The sequence below is a fragment of the Psychrobacter sp. CX10 genome, from assembly GCF_057621575.2.
On sequence record NZ_CM177736.1, the window covers coordinates 1,994,854 to 2,012,260 of the forward strand.

Annotated in this window: 19 protein-coding genes and 1 tRNA gene; 13 read left to right on the forward strand and 7 right to left on the reverse strand. The window is 40.0% G+C overall.

The genetic code is table 11. The annotated features are described in order from the left end of the window. Nucleotides 1–6: 6 nt before the first annotated feature. From gspK to AC21OH_RS08080, 7 genes are all read right to left on the reverse strand, one after another. The gene (gene gspK, locus AC21OH_RS08050; protein ID WP_487370794.1) at nucleotides 7–1,482 is read right to left on the reverse strand and encodes a type II secretion system minor pseudopilin GspK; all 1,476 of its coding nucleotides are present in this window, start codon (nucleotides 1,480–1,482) and stop codon (nucleotides 7–9) included. A gap of 188 nt (nucleotides 1,483–1,670) precedes the next feature. After that, nucleotides 1,671–2,552, reverse strand: a complete 882-nt coding sequence (locus AC21OH_RS08055) for a type II secretion system protein GspJ (protein WP_487370793.1) — start codon at nucleotides 2,550–2,552, stop codon at nucleotides 1,671–1,673. Next, nucleotides 2,542–3,198 (reverse strand): prepilin-type N-terminal cleavage/methylation domain-containing protein, encoded by a 657-nt coding sequence (locus tag AC21OH_RS08060; RefSeq protein ID WP_487370792.1) that lies wholly within the window; start codon nucleotides 3,196–3,198, stop codon nucleotides 2,542–2,544. The genes AC21OH_RS08055 and AC21OH_RS08060 overlap by 11 nt, the downstream gene beginning before the upstream one ends. A 3-nt stretch (nucleotides 3,199–3,201) precedes the next feature. After that, nucleotides 3,202–3,894 (reverse strand): prepilin-type N-terminal cleavage/methylation domain-containing protein, encoded by a 693-nt coding sequence (locus AC21OH_RS08065; protein ID WP_487370791.1) that lies wholly within the window; start codon nucleotides 3,892–3,894, stop codon nucleotides 3,202–3,204. Between the two features lie 231 nt (nucleotides 3,895–4,125). Continuing rightward, nucleotides 4,126–4,806 carry a TetR/AcrR family transcriptional regulator gene (locus AC21OH_RS08070; RefSeq protein WP_486536091.1) on the reverse strand — a complete coding sequence of 227 codons (681 nt, stop codon included), beginning with the start codon at nucleotides 4,804–4,806 and terminating at the stop codon, nucleotides 4,126–4,128. A gap of 121 nt (nucleotides 4,807–4,927) precedes the next feature. After that, entirely contained in the window at nucleotides 4,928–5,716 is a 789-nt protein-coding gene (locus AC21OH_RS08075; protein ID WP_487370790.1) for a TatD family hydrolase, read from the reverse strand. A 259-nt stretch (nucleotides 5,717–5,975) separates the two neighbouring features. Then, complete coding sequence (locus AC21OH_RS08080) at nucleotides 5,976–6,902, reverse strand: tRNA (N6-threonylcarbamoyladenosine(37)-N6)-methyltransferase TrmO (protein WP_487370789.1); 927 nt, start codon at nucleotides 6,900–6,902, stop codon at nucleotides 5,976–5,978. A 570-nt stretch (nucleotides 6,903–7,472) separates the two neighbouring features. Here AC21OH_RS08080 and AC21OH_RS08085 point away from each other — a divergent pair. The 13 genes from AC21OH_RS08085 to AC21OH_RS08145 all read left to right on the forward strand — a co-directional run bounded on the left by AC21OH_RS08085 (nucleotide 7,473) and on the right by AC21OH_RS08145 (nucleotide 17,310). Then, entirely contained in the window at nucleotides 7,473–8,246 is a 774-nt protein-coding gene (locus tag AC21OH_RS08085) for a ferredoxin--NADP reductase (protein WP_487370788.1), read from the forward strand. Nucleotides 8,247–8,399: 153 nt separating this feature from the next. Continuing rightward, nucleotides 8,400–8,485, forward strand: a tRNA-Leu gene (locus AC21OH_RS08090). Between the two features lie 287 nt (nucleotides 8,486–8,772). Beyond that, nucleotides 8,773–9,261 (forward strand): hypothetical protein, encoded by a 489-nt coding sequence (locus AC21OH_RS08095; protein ID WP_487370787.1) that lies wholly within the window; start codon nucleotides 8,773–8,775, stop codon nucleotides 9,259–9,261. 255 nt (nucleotides 9,262–9,516) lie between these two features. Continuing rightward, the gene (locus AC21OH_RS08100; protein WP_487370786.1) at nucleotides 9,517–10,425 is read left to right on the forward strand and encodes an urease accessory protein UreD; all 909 of its coding nucleotides are present in this window, start codon (nucleotides 9,517–9,519) and stop codon (nucleotides 10,423–10,425) included. A gap of 118 nt (nucleotides 10,426–10,543) precedes the next feature. Then, nucleotides 10,544–10,846: an urease subunit gamma gene (gene ureA, locus AC21OH_RS08105; RefSeq protein WP_487370785.1), complete on the forward strand. Its 303-nt coding sequence runs from the start codon at nucleotides 10,544–10,546 to the stop codon at nucleotides 10,844–10,846. 11 nt (nucleotides 10,847–10,857) lie between these two features. Beyond that, nucleotides 10,858–11,199, forward strand: coding sequence for an urease subunit beta (locus AC21OH_RS08110; RefSeq protein ID WP_487370784.1), 342 nt, complete (start codon nucleotides 10,858–10,860; stop codon nucleotides 11,197–11,199). After that, complete coding sequence (gene ureC / locus AC21OH_RS08115; RefSeq protein WP_487370783.1) at nucleotides 11,189–12,892, forward strand: urease subunit alpha; 1,704 nt, start codon at nucleotides 11,189–11,191, stop codon at nucleotides 12,890–12,892. Before AC21OH_RS08110 ends, ureC begins: the two co-directional genes overlap by 11 nt. A gap of 38 nt (nucleotides 12,893–12,930) precedes the next feature. After that, the gene (locus AC21OH_RS08120) at nucleotides 12,931–13,494 is read left to right on the forward strand and encodes an urease accessory protein UreE (protein ID WP_486536061.1); all 564 of its coding nucleotides are present in this window, start codon (nucleotides 12,931–12,933) and stop codon (nucleotides 13,492–13,494) included. After that, nucleotides 13,484–14,191, forward strand: coding sequence for an urease accessory protein UreF (locus AC21OH_RS08125; protein ID WP_487370782.1), 708 nt, complete (start codon nucleotides 13,484–13,486; stop codon nucleotides 14,189–14,191). Before AC21OH_RS08120 ends, AC21OH_RS08125 begins: the two co-directional genes overlap by 11 nt. Nucleotides 14,192–14,272: 81 nt before the next feature. Then, a complete protein-coding gene (gene ureG, locus AC21OH_RS08130; protein ID WP_486536059.1) occupies nucleotides 14,273–14,911 on the forward strand; it encodes an urease accessory protein UreG in 639 nt (212 codons plus the stop codon). Nucleotides 14,912–15,050: 139 nt separating this feature from the next. Further along, on the forward strand, nucleotides 15,051–15,638 hold the full coding sequence (locus tag AC21OH_RS08135; protein ID WP_487370781.1) for a HupE/UreJ family protein: 588 nt from the start codon (nucleotides 15,051–15,053) through the stop codon (nucleotides 15,636–15,638). A gap of 284 nt (nucleotides 15,639–15,922) precedes the next feature. Then, nucleotides 15,923–16,465 (forward strand): BCCT family transporter, encoded by a 543-nt coding sequence (locus AC21OH_RS08140; protein ID WP_487370780.1) that lies wholly within the window; start codon nucleotides 15,923–15,925, stop codon nucleotides 16,463–16,465. A 317-nt stretch (nucleotides 16,466–16,782) separates the two neighbouring features. Next, entirely contained in the window at nucleotides 16,783–17,310 is a 528-nt protein-coding gene (locus AC21OH_RS08145) for a PepSY domain-containing protein (RefSeq protein ID WP_487371376.1), read from the forward strand. Nucleotides 17,311–17,407: the final 97 nt, after the last annotated feature.

The following is a 17,407-nucleotide window of genomic DNA, read 5'->3' on the forward strand; positions in this document are numbered from 1 at the left end:
ACTGGGCTAAAATACAGGTTTATAAGTCCATAAGCGTGTACCAAATGCGTTAATAAGTAAGTTTTCATTAGAGCCTATGTCATCACTGCCATTACTGCCACTTCCATTATTACCTGTTTGACTGTTAGCGTTTGACCGACTGTTAGCGTTTGATTGGTTGGCATCTGTATCGCCGCTGGTTTGTAAGTTTTCAGTAGACTGTGCGGTAGCATCAGATTGTCCTGTTGGAGCGGATGAATTTGCCGACTCTGTATTATTATCATTAGATCCATCATCATTATTTGCTTGAGACTCAGTGTTTAAGGCTAGGTTTGGATCAATCTTACTAACGAATGTGGTGGCATACCGATGTCTGGCTTGCTCAGCTGCTTCATTGTTAGCGCTGTTATTAGAGTAGCTATTGGCATTGTTATTGACATGGTTACTAGCATGGTTACTAGCATGATTACTAGGATAGTTATTAGCATAGTTATTAGGAACAGCGACATCAATTGCTACATAAAAACCATGACTCTTAATATCCAACAACGATTCTAATTGAGTTATTTGCGACTGTGGCAACTCTGCTAATGGCAACTGTGCCAGCATCTCATCCACATCTTGGCCTGGTTTATTCTTTCGATCTTTAACGAAGCTTTGAGCGAGCTCAGATGAGCCATCTCCTAAGGCACTAATCAGTTGTGCGGAAGCTGTATTTAAATTAATGGGTAGAAAGTAAGGTACTGCCGTGATATAGGGTTTGAGCTGATATACAATCTCGGGGGTGAATCCTTTTACCAAACTTAGTTGTGCCACACTCATATACGGCTGATTACTGATGAAACGTTCACGGCTCTCAGGTCTAGTGAATAGACTTGAACCTGCACCAGCCTTTACATCAGAGCCTGCCTCTGATACTGGCGCTTGAATGTCAGTGTTTTGATCTGGTAGATAGGCTTTAGAGTCTGGGTCTTGCCAGTCAAGTACCGCGTATGCCAACGCACCATCATGACCTAATTGCTCTAATAATCGCTTAAATACAGCAAGCGATGGCTCGTGAACCTCCCCATTTTGGTATAAATTATTGATATTGAATCTGCTCGACGCATCTTTAATCTCAAGCGTCACTTGATGAGTGCCAAGTGTAAACGGAGCGATAGGTTTGGCCCAGACATCTTGATAACTGTCATTATCATTGACCGCATTATCAGCTTGTATGATTGCGACGGCGAGCTGCTCTGCTGAGCGAATATCGTTGGCTATTTGATTCTGATCTCTCATCAGCTCATATTGTCTGAGCGATATCTTTTGACTGGCAAGCATAGACCCTGCGATCACCGTTATGGCAACCACCAGCAATAGAACCGTTAATAGCGCCACACCCTGTTGATATGAAGGCAGTGATATACCATTCACTACAGGTATGCTCACCTTCGACTGAACGGCAAATTGATCGTTAATAAATTTGGCCGAGTCGGGCAGCTTTTTAATTAGTTTTTTCATTTTAAGCTTAATCGTTAAATATAGTCAAAGAAATCATAAGTGGTTACAAGGCACCTGAGTACAAGTATTACTAGTGCAAGTACTACTATAGTAGGGCAAGCTAGGTCAACATCGTAACCGTTTAGTATTTTTCTGACTATAGACGCTAAGTGACAGCAAGCTTGTTATCAAATTATAAGTTCATAAAATCAATTAGAACCTTCTATTGTAGGTGGTAATTGACTCAAAGCATATTTCCAAGTAATGGGAGTAGGCTCGTTACCAATTACAATATTAAAGTTAACTTGCACCCCTTTAGGCAATAAAGGTGACGATTGTGCCTCATCTTCTGACGTATTATTATTCGACTCTACACGGGAACCATTTGCTCCTTGAGTGCTTGATGCTCTGTTTAATGTTGAGGTGAATTTACTTTGAGTGTGCAGTGGAAATTCAGTGCTAGGCTCCGGTAATAGTGCTTGAAACTGCCCCTCCGAAACTGTACTGAGTATGACGCTTTGCAGTGGCGTCTCATTGTTTGCCTCATCTAAACTGGTATAACTTTCTCTAACCAACCCCTCTTGATTAAAATAATAAACTACTTTTTCAAGGGTTGTGGGCTGCGCATAACGAGGGTCTGGGTCTGAATAACGAATAAAGCTTAATTGATTGTTCGCAAGTTTAAATGCGCTGACACTGGTGTATATAGATTGTGCTTGTGGCTGATTAGCATCGTTTATATTAACATCTTGACCAAATTGAACAGGGTTACCTCTCTCATTTGTTTCATTAGCATCGCTTTGAGCTAAGTTTTGTCTGCCCGGTTGCTCATAAGCGGCGGCTTGCATCATGTCCCTTTGCAATTGACCATAAGCGTATTGTAATTCACTCAAGGTATCAAACTGGATCTCAGCGCGCTCTTTACTACGACTGATACTATCAAAAATTTGCCACCCTGCGACTGCCATCACTGCAAAAATCGCCATCGCAACCATAAGCTCAAGCAGGGTAAACCCACTTTGAGGTTGCTTAACACAAGGCAATCTTTGAGACCATAACCTTGTATTGATATATAATGCACTAATTGTCATAGTGTGCTAATCCTGATGCTACACCTTGCAAGTTAACTGTGGTCATCGTCGTAGACGCTGTTTCTAATATCGATGTTCTTGAAACCGATGTTCCTAACAACTTATTAATATCTACGATAGTATGCTCGGCTTGACCTGCATCATTGACAGGAGCAACTTGTATGAGGACTGGCTGGATACTATCGGACAAGCTATTAATCATAGTATTGGAGGTGTCTATAGTCTCGTTGGTAGTCTGAGGAATAACTAAAACTTCCCAAGTTCGACCCTGCTCAGAGACTTGATTAATTTGGGCAGTTTGCGGCCATAGGGTATCTTGAGAATTTAGGGAGTTTTGAGAGTTCTGAGAATTGATAACTAAAGTAGCTGCTGTATTTTGCGCGACAAAGACAGCTAATGTGCGTGTTTTAAGATTGGTTACCGAACGCAAATATGTACCGCTTGCTTGACTAGCTACCATGGCTACGGTTGCTAGTATCGCAAGGGCTACAACCACTTCAATTAAGGTGAATCCATATTCATTACGTGGCAATCTTAGTGGTTTAGATCCATTTTGCGTACGCCTATCCTCTCCATCTTTATAAACATTAAGAAACTTTAGGCGTTTTAATAATTGATTATTATCTTTATTGTTGTCATTAAACATCACTTATTCTCCCACAGTCACTCTGCCATCTGGAAGTAACGTAATAGCGTCACCTACCAGCCGTTTGTTGTGTCTGATTTCGATACGTGCAGTTGCAGCCTCCCCCGTGCCAAACCATAATACTTGGGGAACTTCCGTCCCGACAAACCAAGGCTGTAATTGCTGAGTAGAAGTAAGTTGACTTGAAGATCGGTTAAAAGATGATGATGCACCAGAGATTGGTGCATCAAGAGGAATTATGATAATTTCAACATTGGCGGGCAGTGATGGTAACGTAACAGCGTCTTCAATGCGCCAGTTAGGTAATGCCGCTTGCGTGTTAGATTGCATTCCCGACAACTCCATACTGTTTTTTGCACGATTAACAGACGCTAAAGCTTGATTCTCAATATGTGCATAAGGGTTATTTAATGCCATTATGACGGGATTTACTTGCCCTTTATTGTCCGATTGCAATACCAGACCCATTGGCTGCATACGCTCTGCCGATAATAGCCTGACATAGCTTAAGCTATCAATCATATGCTCATAAAAAGCACGGTTTTTACGCGACTCGGTACTTCCGACTGATACGGTAATCATACCAGCAAAAATGGTTAATATAACAATGACTACCATGATTTCGATCAAGGTAAACCCTGATTGTATCGCTTTAACATTTGGCATTGAAAGACGGATATCGTGGGTATGGCTCATGGTAGCTAGCTTAGCATGACTTTTGATGTCAAGGCTTTAGACGTTAAGACATTAGACATCTGGGCTTAAGACGTCACTGTAAAAACAATCACCACAAGCGTTCGGTAACGAGTCTAAAAGCAACGAACTACTGTGGTATATTTTGGATAGAATTGATAGAACGAACAGATTTTTATTATAAACTTTTAATATGACAATAATAACTAACCCATGCACCGTTATTCAAAATCTTTAAGAGCTTTGAGCCTTAGAATAAGCCTCGATTTCTGAATCAATTTGGCTGACCAAATCCACCATATCATCATCAAATTTATTATCGCTCGGGTACTGCTTTGGCAAATCCAACATCTGCTGAACCAGTGCCATACGTAAGGTATCCCTACGCCCTAAATAGCGCTGATAAAAGCTTGAGTTAAGAAGACTAGCACCGCCCTGCCCTATCGACCAGATAGTTGATAGATAATCTCGCGTACTTAGTCCGCTATTTTCTTGATTTAAATACGTGCTAGTAATGTCTATCAGACGTTTCATACGGGCGCGTCTGATTTCATACAATTCACTAAACATGCGGTTCAATCCATGAGCTGACGCGGCCAACCGCTCTTCAATCTGGTTAAATAATAACGCCTTTTGCGGACTGAATAATTGTTGTAAAATCATGCGTGACACGCCAGCAGCAGGACAATCATCGATTTTATTAATACTAAATAACTGCTCTTCATATCGAATAATGATACGCAGATAAAGCTCATCTTTACTTGAAAAATGCTTGTATAACGTCCCTTTTGCAAGATCTAACAGATCTGCAAGGCTATCCAAAGTAATATCACCACTACCTGACTCAAGTAAGAGCTGTTCAGCTGTGGCTAAAATCTTCTCTTCACGGTTCTTGAATTGCTGCTGCCTGCTCATGCAAACTCCTAACCTGACATACCAAATACGATATTGAATAAACGGGTAAGCCCCTAAACCACAAGGCCTATATAAAAAATGCTATGACTGATTGGTCATAACCTTTCATAGGATACCGATTTTATTGTACTTGCGCCAGTAAATCATCGAAGTTTTTTGCAGTTAATTCTCCAATCTGTTCACGCGAGGTATTAAATAAATCTGCAATACACTCTGCAACATAGGGAACATAAGCAGGCTCATTTGATTTACCACGTTTGGGAACTGGCGCAAGATAAGGGCTGTCTGTTTCAATTAACAGTCTATCTTTGGGTGCTTTTAGTGCAATGTCACGTAAACTCTGAGCATTTTTAAAACTAACAATGCCTGAAAACGAGATATAAAAGCCTAAATCTAGCGCTTTTTTTGCGGTATCCCAATCTTCGGTAAAGCAATGAATGATGCCGTGGTTTGCTTTTTCTGACTTTAAGATATCTATGGTATCGTGCTTCGCTTCACGCGTATGTACTATTAAGGGTTTTTTTAAAGTTTGACTGGCATATATATGGCGCGCTAGGCTTGCTTGCTGCTCTTGTTTATTTTCATCGCTCCAATAATAGTCCAAACCCGTCTCACCAATAGCCCATACATGATCTGCACTCGCTGTGTCAACCAAACGTTCTACCGAAGCGGATTTTAAAACTTCAATATCCTCACAAGGATGAATGCCCACACTCATGCCTAGTGTTAACTCTTCATCAGAAAACTCAGTAACAATGTCATAAATCTCATCATATTCAGCAAAGTCGCACATGATGGCCATTGCTCTACTGACATTGGCTTGTTTCATAGCGTTTATCGCACCTGATAACTCGCCATTATAGTGTGTTAAATCCAATCGATTAAGGTGACAATGACTGTCTGTAAACATAGGGATGTCTCTATTTAGTTTTAGCAAAAACAATTAATAATGTATTTTATTCAAATATTCTTTATTAATTGCTACTCATTGCTTATATTTCAAGTTGGCTATATATTAAGTTGGCTATATTTCAAGCACTTGGATGATAGGGCATTAAAAATCTCTAAAGCTAGCTACTTAACTATTATCAATTTATTGTTCTATCTGCTGAACTTTCCAACTACTTAACTTTCCAACTACTTAACTTTCCAACTACTTAACTTTCCAACTATGAAATCTTTATAACGAATTCAATAAGCAGAACATTTTGGGAATTTCCATTGTCTTGAGAAGCTTCATTGTCATCTGTAGCGCTCATTCTAAAGCCGATATCATAGTTTTTGTAACGTATATAATACTGACGATTAGTATCGGAGCGTCGATAAGCGGGTCTTGGATCTTGCGCGATAATTTGCATGATAAGCACTTTGTCCTCTTTGGTAAGGATGTCTAATTCTTGACTGCTTTTAGAATTATCAAGCGTAGAGTCTTTAGCCTTAAAACTATTAGACGTAGAATCACATGCCCCACTATTAATGAATGATTGAAACTGATTATTAGCAATTTCAGATAAAACAACTTTTTTATTATTAGGTTTTTCGGGCGCAAAAGTACTAGAGGACGCCTCTAATTTATCGCTATAAGGAAGATATGGTTTGATATCGATAATGGGCGTGCCATCTACCATATCTGCACCTCTGATATGAAGTCTTAGCGTATTATCAACACGCTCAATTTTTAGAAACTTAACCACCGACAGCCCTTGTTTAGAAGGTCTGTAAGTACTTCGCGTGGCAAATACTCCCCGTTTATCATTTCCGCCCAGTCTAGGTGGCCGAACTTTGGGTTTAAAAGGCGCTTCATTATGTGTAGAGGGATGATTGTATGTAGAGCTGGACTGTTGATTATTTACTGTCTGCTGATTGTTATTTTGATGCGCGTACCACGTAATCCAAAGATGGCTAAAATCTGCAATACCCTCAAAGGCTTCTAGCGTATCATAAGGGGAAATGAACTCTATTACACTATTTATCGCCACTAAATTCGGCTGACGGGGAATACCAAACTTTTGTGTTAATGGCGATCGATGATATCCAATTATCGGTACAGAAATGAGAGGCGCAGAGGTTTGATCATGTTTAACAGAGTTTGTCATAGTTAGGCGTCATCACGAATTTGGTGTTGGTAAAATTTATAATAGAGTGTAAAGGTATTGCAATCATAATGAATGACTTAAATTAACTTGATAGCTATTTTTTAATAACAATATCTTATTAAGACAACGCATAATAAAAGCATTAAAAAGTTTATCTTAGTCTCACCCAATTTAGGCATTGAACTATGTTGTCTAATTAAGTAATACTTAATAAAATGATATAATAACGCTCGCTTATAATTATTTTAATAACTCTTATTCCATTTTATAATGAGATATTTGACCTAATTTAAATTTATAGCCATTATGACAAGTAATTATTTGTTATCATATGCGTCTTGAAATTATGTACTAAGTACAAGCCTTATCTAAATAGCCAATACTTTATATAATACGCAACTAGGTTTTCATCACTACTTTATTTTAACTGCTTGCTAATGGTTTTGGTGTTTCTTATTACTTTGTGTGTTTAATCAAAGTTGAGTGCAAAGAACCCGTTTAAAATAATTTATAACATTATTGATCGATTTATTATCAACCGATTTGCCATCATTATTAATTGAGGCCTTTATGTCAAAGTTTCTAACTGAAACCGTCACTTATGTACACCACTGGAACGATTCATTATTTACGATCAAAACCACGCGCCATGCCGGTCTGAGATTTCGCAATGGTGAATTTGCTATGATTGGAATTATGGTAGATGGTCGCCCATTATGCCGAGCCTATTCTATCGCAAGTCCTAATTACGAAGACCATATGGAGTTCTTCTCTATTAAAGTTCAAGACGGTCCTCTTACCTCACGCTTACAACATATTAAAGTTGGCGATGAATTATTAATTAGTAAAAAACCTACGGGCACCTTGGTTCTTGATGACTTATTGCCTGGAAAACATTTGTATATGCTATCAACGGGTACAGGGCTCGCGCCATTTTTGTCCTTGGCCCGTGATCCAGAAGTTTATGAAAAGTTTGATAAAATCATCTTATGTCATGGGGTGCGCCGCGTAGAAGACTTGGCGTATCGTGAAATGTTTGAAGATACTTTACCCAATGACGAATTATTTGGCGAATGGTATCGTGAGAAGTTTATTTACTATCCTACTGTCACGCGAGAAGACTTCCGTAATACAGGACGTATCACAGACTTAATGAAATCTGGTAAACTTTATGAAGACATTGGTTTACCGCCAATCAATAAAGAAGATGACCGTGTGATGATTTGTGGCAGCATGCCATTTAACGCAGATGTTTCTGCTATATTAGATGAGGCTGGACTAGAGGTATCACCGCGTATGGGCGTTCCAGCAGATTATGTGGTTGAGCGCGCCTTCGTCGGTTAATTACTGTATGACATCTTTAAGGGGGGTTTAGCTCATTAAGTTTTGATAGAGTATGATAGACAAATCTATCCCTAATAAACCGCTTGACCAGACGTGATAAGTTGCTATAATACGCCCCCTATCTAACACATATTAAAGTTACTAACCCTACATGCCAGTGTGGTGGAATTGGTAGACACGACGGATTCAAAATCCGTTGCCTATAAAGCGTGTCGGTTCGAGTCCGACCACTGGTACCAATATATCTTTTATTGATATAGCAAACCCTTACAGAGATTCTGTAAGGGTTTTTTTGTTTTTGTATTTAAAAAATGCACCCCTTCACCACATTTTTTTATAGTATTTTAAAATCCCTAGAACGAAACCATGACTTTATTCTTAATTTAATAAAATTAACATATTAATTATGGATTAAATTTATTAAGTAATTATGGATACAAGTTGATATGTAAATGTGAGTTGACGGGCTTATTTTTTGCAGATAACATCGAACAATAAATACTTTTTCTTTCACAGGATAAGAGTCATGACTAAAACAATAAATACAGGCAAAGCTTTCCCTATAGCTACGGATCCTCAGGAGGCAGACATAAAGTCTGAGGTCAAAAACATAAATCCTAAAGCCTCAACTAAAACCAATGAAGAGATGTTAGAAGGCTTAGAGAAATTTAAACCTGAACAGGTTTCTGAGTCAGGCAAACATATCTATGAAGCAAAACATAAAAATTTAATATTAAACCAACTTTATAAGTTGTTATCCGAAGGTCATAATTTGACCATGACCAAAAAAGCTTTGGCAATGTATCATAATATCAATACAGGGACATTGGACAAGTGGCGCAAATCTGCTGAAGATAAGAACGAAAAATCCGATCCAGATATCGTATCGAAGAAAGATGTCAATAGTGATGATATTCTCGATAAACTGGACGATTTATTAAATGACATAGACAACATTAAGATGAAAGTCCTAGAAACTAAAGCACTTATTGAAAATCAGTCTAAAGACGGTTAATTGCTTAATAAAATGGCATGTTTATAAAAATTTTATTTAAACTATAAGACATCTTTTCTCAGTTTATAGCTATAGGATGTTTGTACTACGGGACACCATTTAAAGTTAATATTAATATGGCACTGCCTTTGAACTTGGCATTAGCTTTTAGATTTTGCACTACCTTAAAAAATTAGACCAATTAAATTATAAGAAAAGTGTGACAACTAAAACACTACTAGCAAAATTGTATTTGCGCTCAAAATGGATCTTTACATGACCGTATTAACTGTAGAACCACCCTCCTCTAAAACTAAAATCGACTATGGTCATCATTTTGATTCATCACGACACTGGCCTGCCTCTTTAACCTTAGGCTTTGCAGCCTACTCACAAGATGACACCTCAATCACCCGTATGAACGTATCACGTCATTACGGACCCCTTCGTGTTCAAAGAGCTTTTTATCCAGAAGGTCGAGATGGGTGTTGTCATGTATATTTACTCCATCCCCCAGGCGGTATCGCTAGTGGTGACTCACTAACAATTGACGTCACTGTATCCAAAAACGCTCAAACCCTGCTGACCACACCTGCTGCAAATAAGTTATACAAAGCCGACAGTAACGGGGTGGCGTGGGCACAGCATACTCATCTAAAAGTCGCTAAAGGGGCAATGCTCGAATGGCTACCTCAAGAAACTTTAGCCTTTGATGGAACAATTGGTAAGCAAACCGTCGTTATTGATCTAGAGGAAACCGCTAAATGTTTGGGCTGGGAGATAATAGGGCTAGGTCGACCTGCCAGTGATTTACCTTATGCCAGTGGGAAAATCGAACAGCATTTTAAATTAACTCAAAACGGGCGCCCCTTATGGTTAGAGCGTCAGTCTATAGATCCTACCCATCCTAGATATAAAGGTATGTGGGGGCAAGGGGGTGCGACTGTTCATGCGACATTGTGGACGGTTGGCTTAAACGATCCAGACTTAGCGATTAGCGAGTTACGTAGTCAATTAACTGCCAGTAAACACTGGGCAGTAACCTATCGACGTGGCGTTCTACTTCTGCGTTATCTTGGCATGGAGCGCAATGAGGCTTGGGAATTATTTCAAAATGCGAGAAATATCTTACGTCCTTTGCTCATTGATAAAGAAGCTACCACCCCTCGGATTTGGTTAACCTAGCAAACTGCTAAAGCTTAGCTTACGCTAACATCATGCTAACTTAGTTGTTTACCCTTACCACTATCTTAAACAGTCATTTTTAAAACAATCTTTAATAACAATAACACGGGAGTCACACATGGAATTAACCCCAAGAGATAAAGACAAACTCATGCTTTTTACTGCGGGTTTGCTCGCTGAACGCCGCAAGGAAAAAGGATTAAAACTTAACTACCCAGAAGCCATTGCTTATATAAGCTGCTCTGTTATGGAAGGGGCTCGAGAAGGTAGAACCGTTGCAGAACTAATGGGCTCAGGTCGTGAGATTTTGACGCGTGACGATGTCATGGAAGGCGTACCCGAGATGATTGAAAGTGTGCAAATTGAAGCGACTTTCCCAGACGGTACCAAACTGGTGACCATTCATCACCCTATTGTTTAAGGAGAGCGACCATGATACCCGGAGAATATAAATTTAAAGACGAAGATATTGAGCTATGCTCAGGCCGCGAAAGTTTCACCTTAGAAGTGGCTAATAAAGGTGACAGACCCATCCAAGTGGGTTCACATTATCATTTTGCTGAAGTTAACAGTGCACTAAGCTTTGATCGTGAAAAAGCGTATGGCAATCGTTTGGCCATTCCTGCTGGGACGGCTATCCGTTTTGAGCCAGGTCAGAAACGTGAAGTAGAGCTATTGCCGTATAGTGGTTTACGCCGTATTTATGGATTTAGAGGCGATGTGATGGGTGCCATAGATAAGAATGACGCGAAGGAGAGTAATAATGAAGATTGATCGCGAAGCGTATGCAAATTTATATGGTCCTACCACCGGAGATCGCGTCCGTCTAGGGGATACTGAGCTTTGGATTGAGATTGAAAAAGATCATACTCACTATGGTGAAGAGGTAGTGTTTGGTGGCGGTAAGGTTATCCGTGATGGTATGGGTCAAAGTCAGCTCTGTGCTAAAGACGTGATGGATACTGTTATTACCAATGCCATCATTATCGATTGGTGGGGTATTGTTAAAGCGGATGTGGGCCTTAAAGATGGACGTATCGCCGCCATCGGTAAATCGGGTAACCCAGATACGCAGCCAGATGTTGATATGTGTATCGGCGCCGGTACTGAGATTATAGCCGGTGAAGGACAGATCTTAACCGCAGGCGGAATTGACACTCACGTTCACTTCATATGTCCTCAGCAATTTGAAGAAGCCTTAATGAGTGGTCTGACCACCATGATTGGTGGCGGTACAGGTCCAGCGACAGGGTCAGTAGCAACAACCAATACCGCAGGGCCATGGTACATCGGTAAAATGATGCAAGCAGTAGATCAGCTTCCTATGAATATAGGCTTTCTTGGTAAAGGCAGTAGTAGCTCCCCTGAAGCTCTAGAAGAACAAGTTAAAGCCGGTGCTATGAGCTTGAAGGTCCATGAAGATTGGGCAGCTACGCCCGCCGCGATTAATAACGCTTTAGATATTGCTGATAAATACGATATTCAAGTAGCGCTGCATGCTGACAGTTTAAATGAATCAGGCTTTGTGCAAGACACTTTAGAGGCGTTCAAAGACCGCTGTATACACTCGTATCATACCGAAGGCGCTGGCGGTGGACATGCCCCAGATATTATCATTGCTTGCGGTGAACCTAACGTTCTACCGTCGTCAACCAATCCCACCCGTCCTTATACCATTAATACGGTTGATGAGCATTTAGACATGCTGATGGAGTGTCACCACTTAGATCCTAATATTCCTGAAGATGTGGCGTTCGCCGATTCTCGTATTCGACGTGAAACCATTGCCGCTGAAGATATATTACATGACCTTGGCGCGATTTCTATGATTTCATCAGACTCGCAAGCGATGGGACGAATCGGTGAAGTCGTATGCCGAACATGGCAGACAGCACATAAGATGCGTATTCAGCGAGGCCTTCTTCCTGAAGATAAAGAGCGTGGTACAGATAACTTCCGCGTCAAACGCTATATTGCCAAATATACCATTAACCCAGCGATTACGCATGGGGTTGCTCATGAGATTGGATCCGTTGAAGTGGGTAAATTTGCTGATTTAGTATTGTGGAAAACGGCATTTTTTGGGGTAAAACCTTCGCTTATTCTTAAAGGTGGCATGATTGCTGGCGCGCCAATGGGTGATCCAAACGCAGCGATCTCAACTCCGCAACCTGTTCACTACCGTCCTATGTTTGGTGCCTTTGGCGGTGCTGTATCTGCCACTCGCATGACCTTCGTTAGCCAAGCAGCGATGAACACAGGTATTGAAGAAAAACTGGGCCTTAAAAGCCAGTTAGTGGCCTGTAAAGACATACGCGACAAGCGTAAAAAAGACATGAAGCTAAACGATGCCTGTCCAGACATCTCTGTTGATCCAGAAACCTATGAAGTGCGTGCTGACGGAGAGCTATTGACTTGTGATCCATTAGCCGAAGTGCCATTGGCACAACGTTATCATTTGTTTTAAATACTACTATCCGTTTTAAATGCTTTAGGAAAGTATAAATGCTGCAATTAGTTGAAAGAATAGAGCATGCCACGATTGACGACGCTAAGGGTTATAATGGTGTTGAAATATTTGACACACTAACGCTACCTTATGAGCTGCGTATTCGTGGTCGTCTAAAAGCCACTACCAATAATGAGCATGAGGTTGGTTTGTTTTTGGATCGAGGTCCTGTATTACGTGATAAAGATTTATTAAAAGCGTCAACGGGTGAGATTATCCAAGTATTAGCTGCTGCTGAACCGGTAGCAACGGCTTATATCGAAGGCAACTTACCGCTGGCTCGACTGGCTTATCATCTGGGTAATCGTCATGTGTCACTTGCTATTGGTTCTGATAGCGATGGACGCCACTGGGTACGGTTTCCTCCGGACCACGTCCTAGAAGAGTTGGCTCGTCTGTTAGGCGCAGAAGTTGTACATCACGATGCCCCTTTTGATCCAGAATCTGGTGCTTATGCGCACGCTGGGCGTGAGCATGTTCAAAGTCATGGCTATGCACATAGTCATAATCACGAACACGAACATAGTAGCCACAGTCATGGACATCATCATGAGCATTGATTCTAAATCAACACCAATCACTGACTTGAGCTTGCTCGGACTGATGCAACTGGTTAGCCCTGCACTACCGATAGGCGCATTCGCCTGGTCTCAAGGTTTAGAGAGCGCATTTGAGCTTGAGTGGGTGACTAATGAAGATCAGTTATCTTATTGGATCACAGGTGTATTAGAGGATGGGCTGACGCGCTGTGAGTTGCCGGTACTGGCTAGACTGATGCAGGCATGGTATGAGGCTGATAACGAACAATTAGCATATTGGAACGAATGGCTCCTTGCTAATCGAGAAAGCGCTGAGCTTAGTGATGAAGATACCCGGCTTGGACAGGCATTGGTCAGGCTGCTTAATAGTCTCGACTTGCAGCCCAATATTGATGACGGTGAGGCAAAATTCCCGCAAGATACGACTTATCTTACGGCATTTGCATGGACAGCACATAAGCGCGGTGTGCCTGTTCGATTAGCTCTTATTGGCTTTGCCTGGGCATGGCTAGAGAACCAGTTAGCCGTTGCTTGTAAAGCCATGCCACTTGGTCAAACCGCCGCACAGCGTATTAATGAGCAGTTAAGATCGGAGTTGGTTGTTGCTGTAGATACTGCTTTATCACTGGAGGATAATGAACTGGGGCCTATATTGCCAGGACTTGCTTTAGGTAGTGCACAGCATGAGACCCAATACTCTAGACTATTTAGAAGTTAACAGGCTAATAAGCGTTATAAGAGGCTTATCAGCTGAAAATAAAAACAAGTTATTTAAAATTAATTTATAAGGAAGAACTATATGACACATTGTTTACGAGTTGGCGTTGGAGGTCCTGTTGGATCTGGAAAAACTGCCTTACTACGTCAATTATGTAGTGCATTAAAAGACCACTACAATCTAGCAGTCGTTACCAATGATATTTACACCCGTGAAGATGCGGACTTTTTATTAAAGCATGATGCCCTACCGTCTGATCGTATTATTGGCGTAGAGACTGGTGGCTGTCCGCATACGGCTATTCGAGAAGATGCGTCCATGAATTTAGCCGCTATCGATGACCTACAAGCCCGTCATCCAGGTTTGGAATTAGTGTTAGTTGAATCAGGTGGAGATAATTTAGCGGCGACGTTTAGCCCCGAGCTTTCAGACTTAACCATCTATGTCATTGATGTCGCTGCTGGGGATAAAATCCCTCGTAAAGGCGGTCCTGGTATTACTAAATCTGATCTACTCATTATAAACAAAATCGATATTGCTGAATCGGTTCATGCGTCACTTGAGGTTATGGAGCGTGATTCGAAAAAGATGCGTGGTGATCGACCCTTTATTTTCGCCAATCTTTATGACGGCGTAGGTGTGGAAGAGATTATCAACTTTATTTTAGATAAAGGCATGCTGCCTGAGCGTCGTCCTGAAAAACTAGCTGCGAATGCTTAATTGGCCGTGTATTATCAGTGTTTTATAAAAATAGCCAAATTTATTAACTAAAAAATAACGGCCACCAGTAACATCCAATAGTAACAGCCAAAAAAACCACGATTTTTGGGTTAATAACATCACAAAAAGGAATCAGCGCATGAAAAATATAACAAAGTTAATGATTACAGCAAGCCTTATGGTTACAGCCTCTGTAGCGATGGCACATCCCGGTCACGATGGCTTGTTACATGGAAGTGCTTTTCTAAGCGGCTTAGCTCATCCATTTATGGGGCTTGACCACTTATTAGCTATGGCGGCTATCGGGTTTTGGAGTATGCGTCAAAATACTACCATGAAGCGTGGTACGCCATTGTTTGTGGCTGGCGGTATGATATTAGGTGCGGCAATAGCGTGGGCGGGTGTAAATTTAGCTGGTATTGAAACGGGAATTGCTGTGTCAGTACTACTCGCTGGTGTATTGATTGCAACGCTAGCTAAACTTCCTACCGCCGTTGGGGGTACTTTAGTAGCACTATTTATGATTGCTCATGGTTATGCGCATGGAACAGAAATGGCAGCAGGGGCTAATATTGCTACGTATATGATTGGCTTTTTAGCGGCTACGTTAGCAATTACCTATGGCGGCCGTGCGCTAGGTTCAGCGATGCAAAAATCAGACAACCGTGTTACCCGTGCTCTCGGCGGTGTGGTCGCAGTAGTTGGTGGCTTTATGGTTGCAGGTTAAGCTTTATAATTCAAATACTGTAGCTTAACTGTTATTTAAACAGCTATATTCTATCTAAAGCATATATCGTAAATCCAAAAGCCGTGGGTATTAACCTACGGCTTTTAGGTTTTAGTATCGCTTTAGAAGTGCAAAGGATAGATATAGAGTTATTCATTATTACTTTTGACCTAAAGTCTTAGTTTTTCTTTACCCACTTTATTGTTGCAATAAATTGATACTAACTGATACCAATAATCAATACTATTGCTCAATATTGTGGATAGTTATTAAGGATTATGAGTATGGCAAATAGCCCCAATGATATGGACAGTACAAATAGCAAAAATGCTAAGACTGTAGAGAATGTTTCCAGCTCACAGAGCACTGAATCTACTTTCACAAAACCCTTTGAGCGTAGTCAGTTTGGCGGCTCTGTTCGACCAAAAAAGGACAGTGATAGCGAGCCACCTATTTCGCGTAAAGATTTAAAAAAAGGAGCCGAAGAGTTTTCGTCTCAAGCTAAAGCTAAAGTAAATTGGGGTGTATTAATTATTTCCTCAATGATAATTATTGCTTTTTCAATCTGGGCGATGTTTATGCCGCAACACGCAAGCTTTGTTATGAAGTTAGTTGTGGATTGGATTGCGACCAATTTAGGATGGTACTACGTTCTGACCATGACCATCGTTATTGGTTTTGTTATATGGATTGCTTTATCCAAGTATGGAAAAATCCGTTTGGGCCCTGATGACTCAAGACCCCAATATAAGCTTGCAACGTGGGCAGCCATGTTATTTGCTGCTGGTGTTGGGATCAATATGAGGCCTTTATTACTCATATTATAACCCCTTAGTTTGAGTACCTTTATAGATAATATTTTGTAAAAAATTATTATAAACATAAACTTACTTCATAAATATAAATTTACATTAATATTCAATTATCAACGAAATTTTTATTTAATATAAAAAATAATGATTCATAATAAAAATCATTATTAATATAAGAATTTTAAATATTTATAACTTAGATAGACAATATTCTTTGTAAGCAATCTAATTAGTAATAGATATAATTAATAATCAATATTTGAACCACATCTAATTTATTAATTAATGTTTAAACTAAAATTTTATAACTATATTAATATAGGAGAATATTTATGAAAATCTTAAATATTATAGCGACTTCAACGGTTTTAACGTTTGCTGCAACCTCATCAACCATGGCATTTAGTGCCCCTCTTAACGCTTCAAACAATAATGCCGCCGTTCAAAACCAAATAAGTGTTTCTAACGCTATTGATATAGCTAAAAGAAATGCGCAAGGTGTCGTCAAAAGCGTAGATTTTGATTACGATGATTCAGAATACGAAGTTGAAATAATTTCTGATACTATGGAATATGAATTTGAAATTGATTCAAATACTGGCAGAATACTTAAATCTTCAAGTGATAATTTAAGTAATAATGACATTCGAAAGTATGATGCCCTAATAAATGCAAAAATATCACTGACTCAAGCTATGCAAATAGCGAATCGTAGCGTATCTGGACAAGTAACTGAAGCTGAATTCGATACAGAAAACGGTCAACCTGTTTTTGAAGTGAAGGTTATTAATTCTGGGCAGAAATACAAGGTTTATGTAGATACCACTACTGGAAAAGTTATCAAAACAAAACGTGATTAATCTAGCCTTTATTTAGTTTCAAATTTAGTGCAACCATTTGAAACGGTTATTAATGTTATTCATCTAACAAAGTTAGCTATCAATGCCTTCTAATCGT

Bases quoted from the DNA above. Each gene is read 5' to 3' on its own strand.
- AC21OH_RS08140 (WP_487370780.1), top strand. From the start codon at position 15,923: ATGGCAAATAGCCCCAATGATATGGACAGTACAAATAGCAAAAATGCT.
- AC21OH_RS08145 (WP_487371376.1), top strand. From the start codon at position 16,783: ATGAAAATCTTAAATATTATAGCGACTTCAACGGTTTTAACGTTTGCT.
- gspK (WP_487370794.1), bottom strand. From the start codon at position 1,482: ATGAAAAAACTAATTAAAAAGCTGCCCGACTCGGCCAAATTTATTAAC.
- ureA (WP_487370785.1), top strand. From the start codon at position 10,544: ATGGAATTAACCCCAAGAGATAAAGACAAACTCATGCTTTTTACTGCG.
- AC21OH_RS08060 (WP_487370792.1), bottom strand. From the start codon at position 3,198: ATGTTTAATGACAACAATAAAGATAATAATCAATTATTAAAACGCCTA.
- AC21OH_RS08055 (WP_487370793.1), bottom strand. From the start codon at position 2,552: ATGACAATTAGTGCATTATATATCAATACAAGGTTATGGTCTCAAAGA.
- AC21OH_RS08110 (WP_487370784.1), top strand. From the start codon at position 10,858: ATGATACCCGGAGAATATAAATTTAAAGACGAAGATATTGAGCTATGC.
- ureG (WP_486536059.1), top strand. From the start codon at position 14,273: ATGACACATTGTTTACGAGTTGGCGTTGGAGGTCCTGTTGGATCTGGA.
- ureC (WP_487370783.1), top strand. From the start codon at position 11,189: ATGAAGATTGATCGCGAAGCGTATGCAAATTTATATGGTCCTACCACC.
- AC21OH_RS08075 (WP_487370790.1), bottom strand. From the start codon at position 5,716: ATGTTTACAGACAGTCATTGTCACCTTAATCGATTGGATTTAACACAC.
- AC21OH_RS08100 (WP_487370786.1), top strand. From the start codon at position 9,517: ATGACCGTATTAACTGTAGAACCACCCTCCTCTAAAACTAAAATCGAC.
- AC21OH_RS08135 (WP_487370781.1), top strand. From the start codon at position 15,051: ATGAAAAATATAACAAAGTTAATGATTACAGCAAGCCTTATGGTTACA.
- AC21OH_RS08080 (WP_487370789.1), bottom strand. From the start codon at position 6,902: ATGACAAACTCTGTTAAACATGATCAAACCTCTGCGCCTCTCATTTCT.
- AC21OH_RS08095 (WP_487370787.1), top strand. From the start codon at position 8,773: ATGACTAAAACAATAAATACAGGCAAAGCTTTCCCTATAGCTACGGAT.
- AC21OH_RS08085 (WP_487370788.1), top strand. From the start codon at position 7,473: ATGTCAAAGTTTCTAACTGAAACCGTCACTTATGTACACCACTGGAAC.
- AC21OH_RS08065 (WP_487370791.1), bottom strand. From the start codon at position 3,894: ATGAGCCATACCCACGATATCCGTCTTTCAATGCCAAATGTTAAAGCG.
- AC21OH_RS08120 (WP_486536061.1), top strand. From the start codon at position 12,931: ATGCTGCAATTAGTTGAAAGAATAGAGCATGCCACGATTGACGACGCT.
- AC21OH_RS08125 (WP_487370782.1), top strand. From the start codon at position 13,484: ATGAGCATTGATTCTAAATCAACACCAATCACTGACTTGAGCTTGCTC.
- AC21OH_RS08070 (WP_486536091.1), bottom strand. From the start codon at position 4,806: ATGAGCAGGCAGCAGCAATTCAAGAACCGTGAAGAGAAGATTTTAGCC.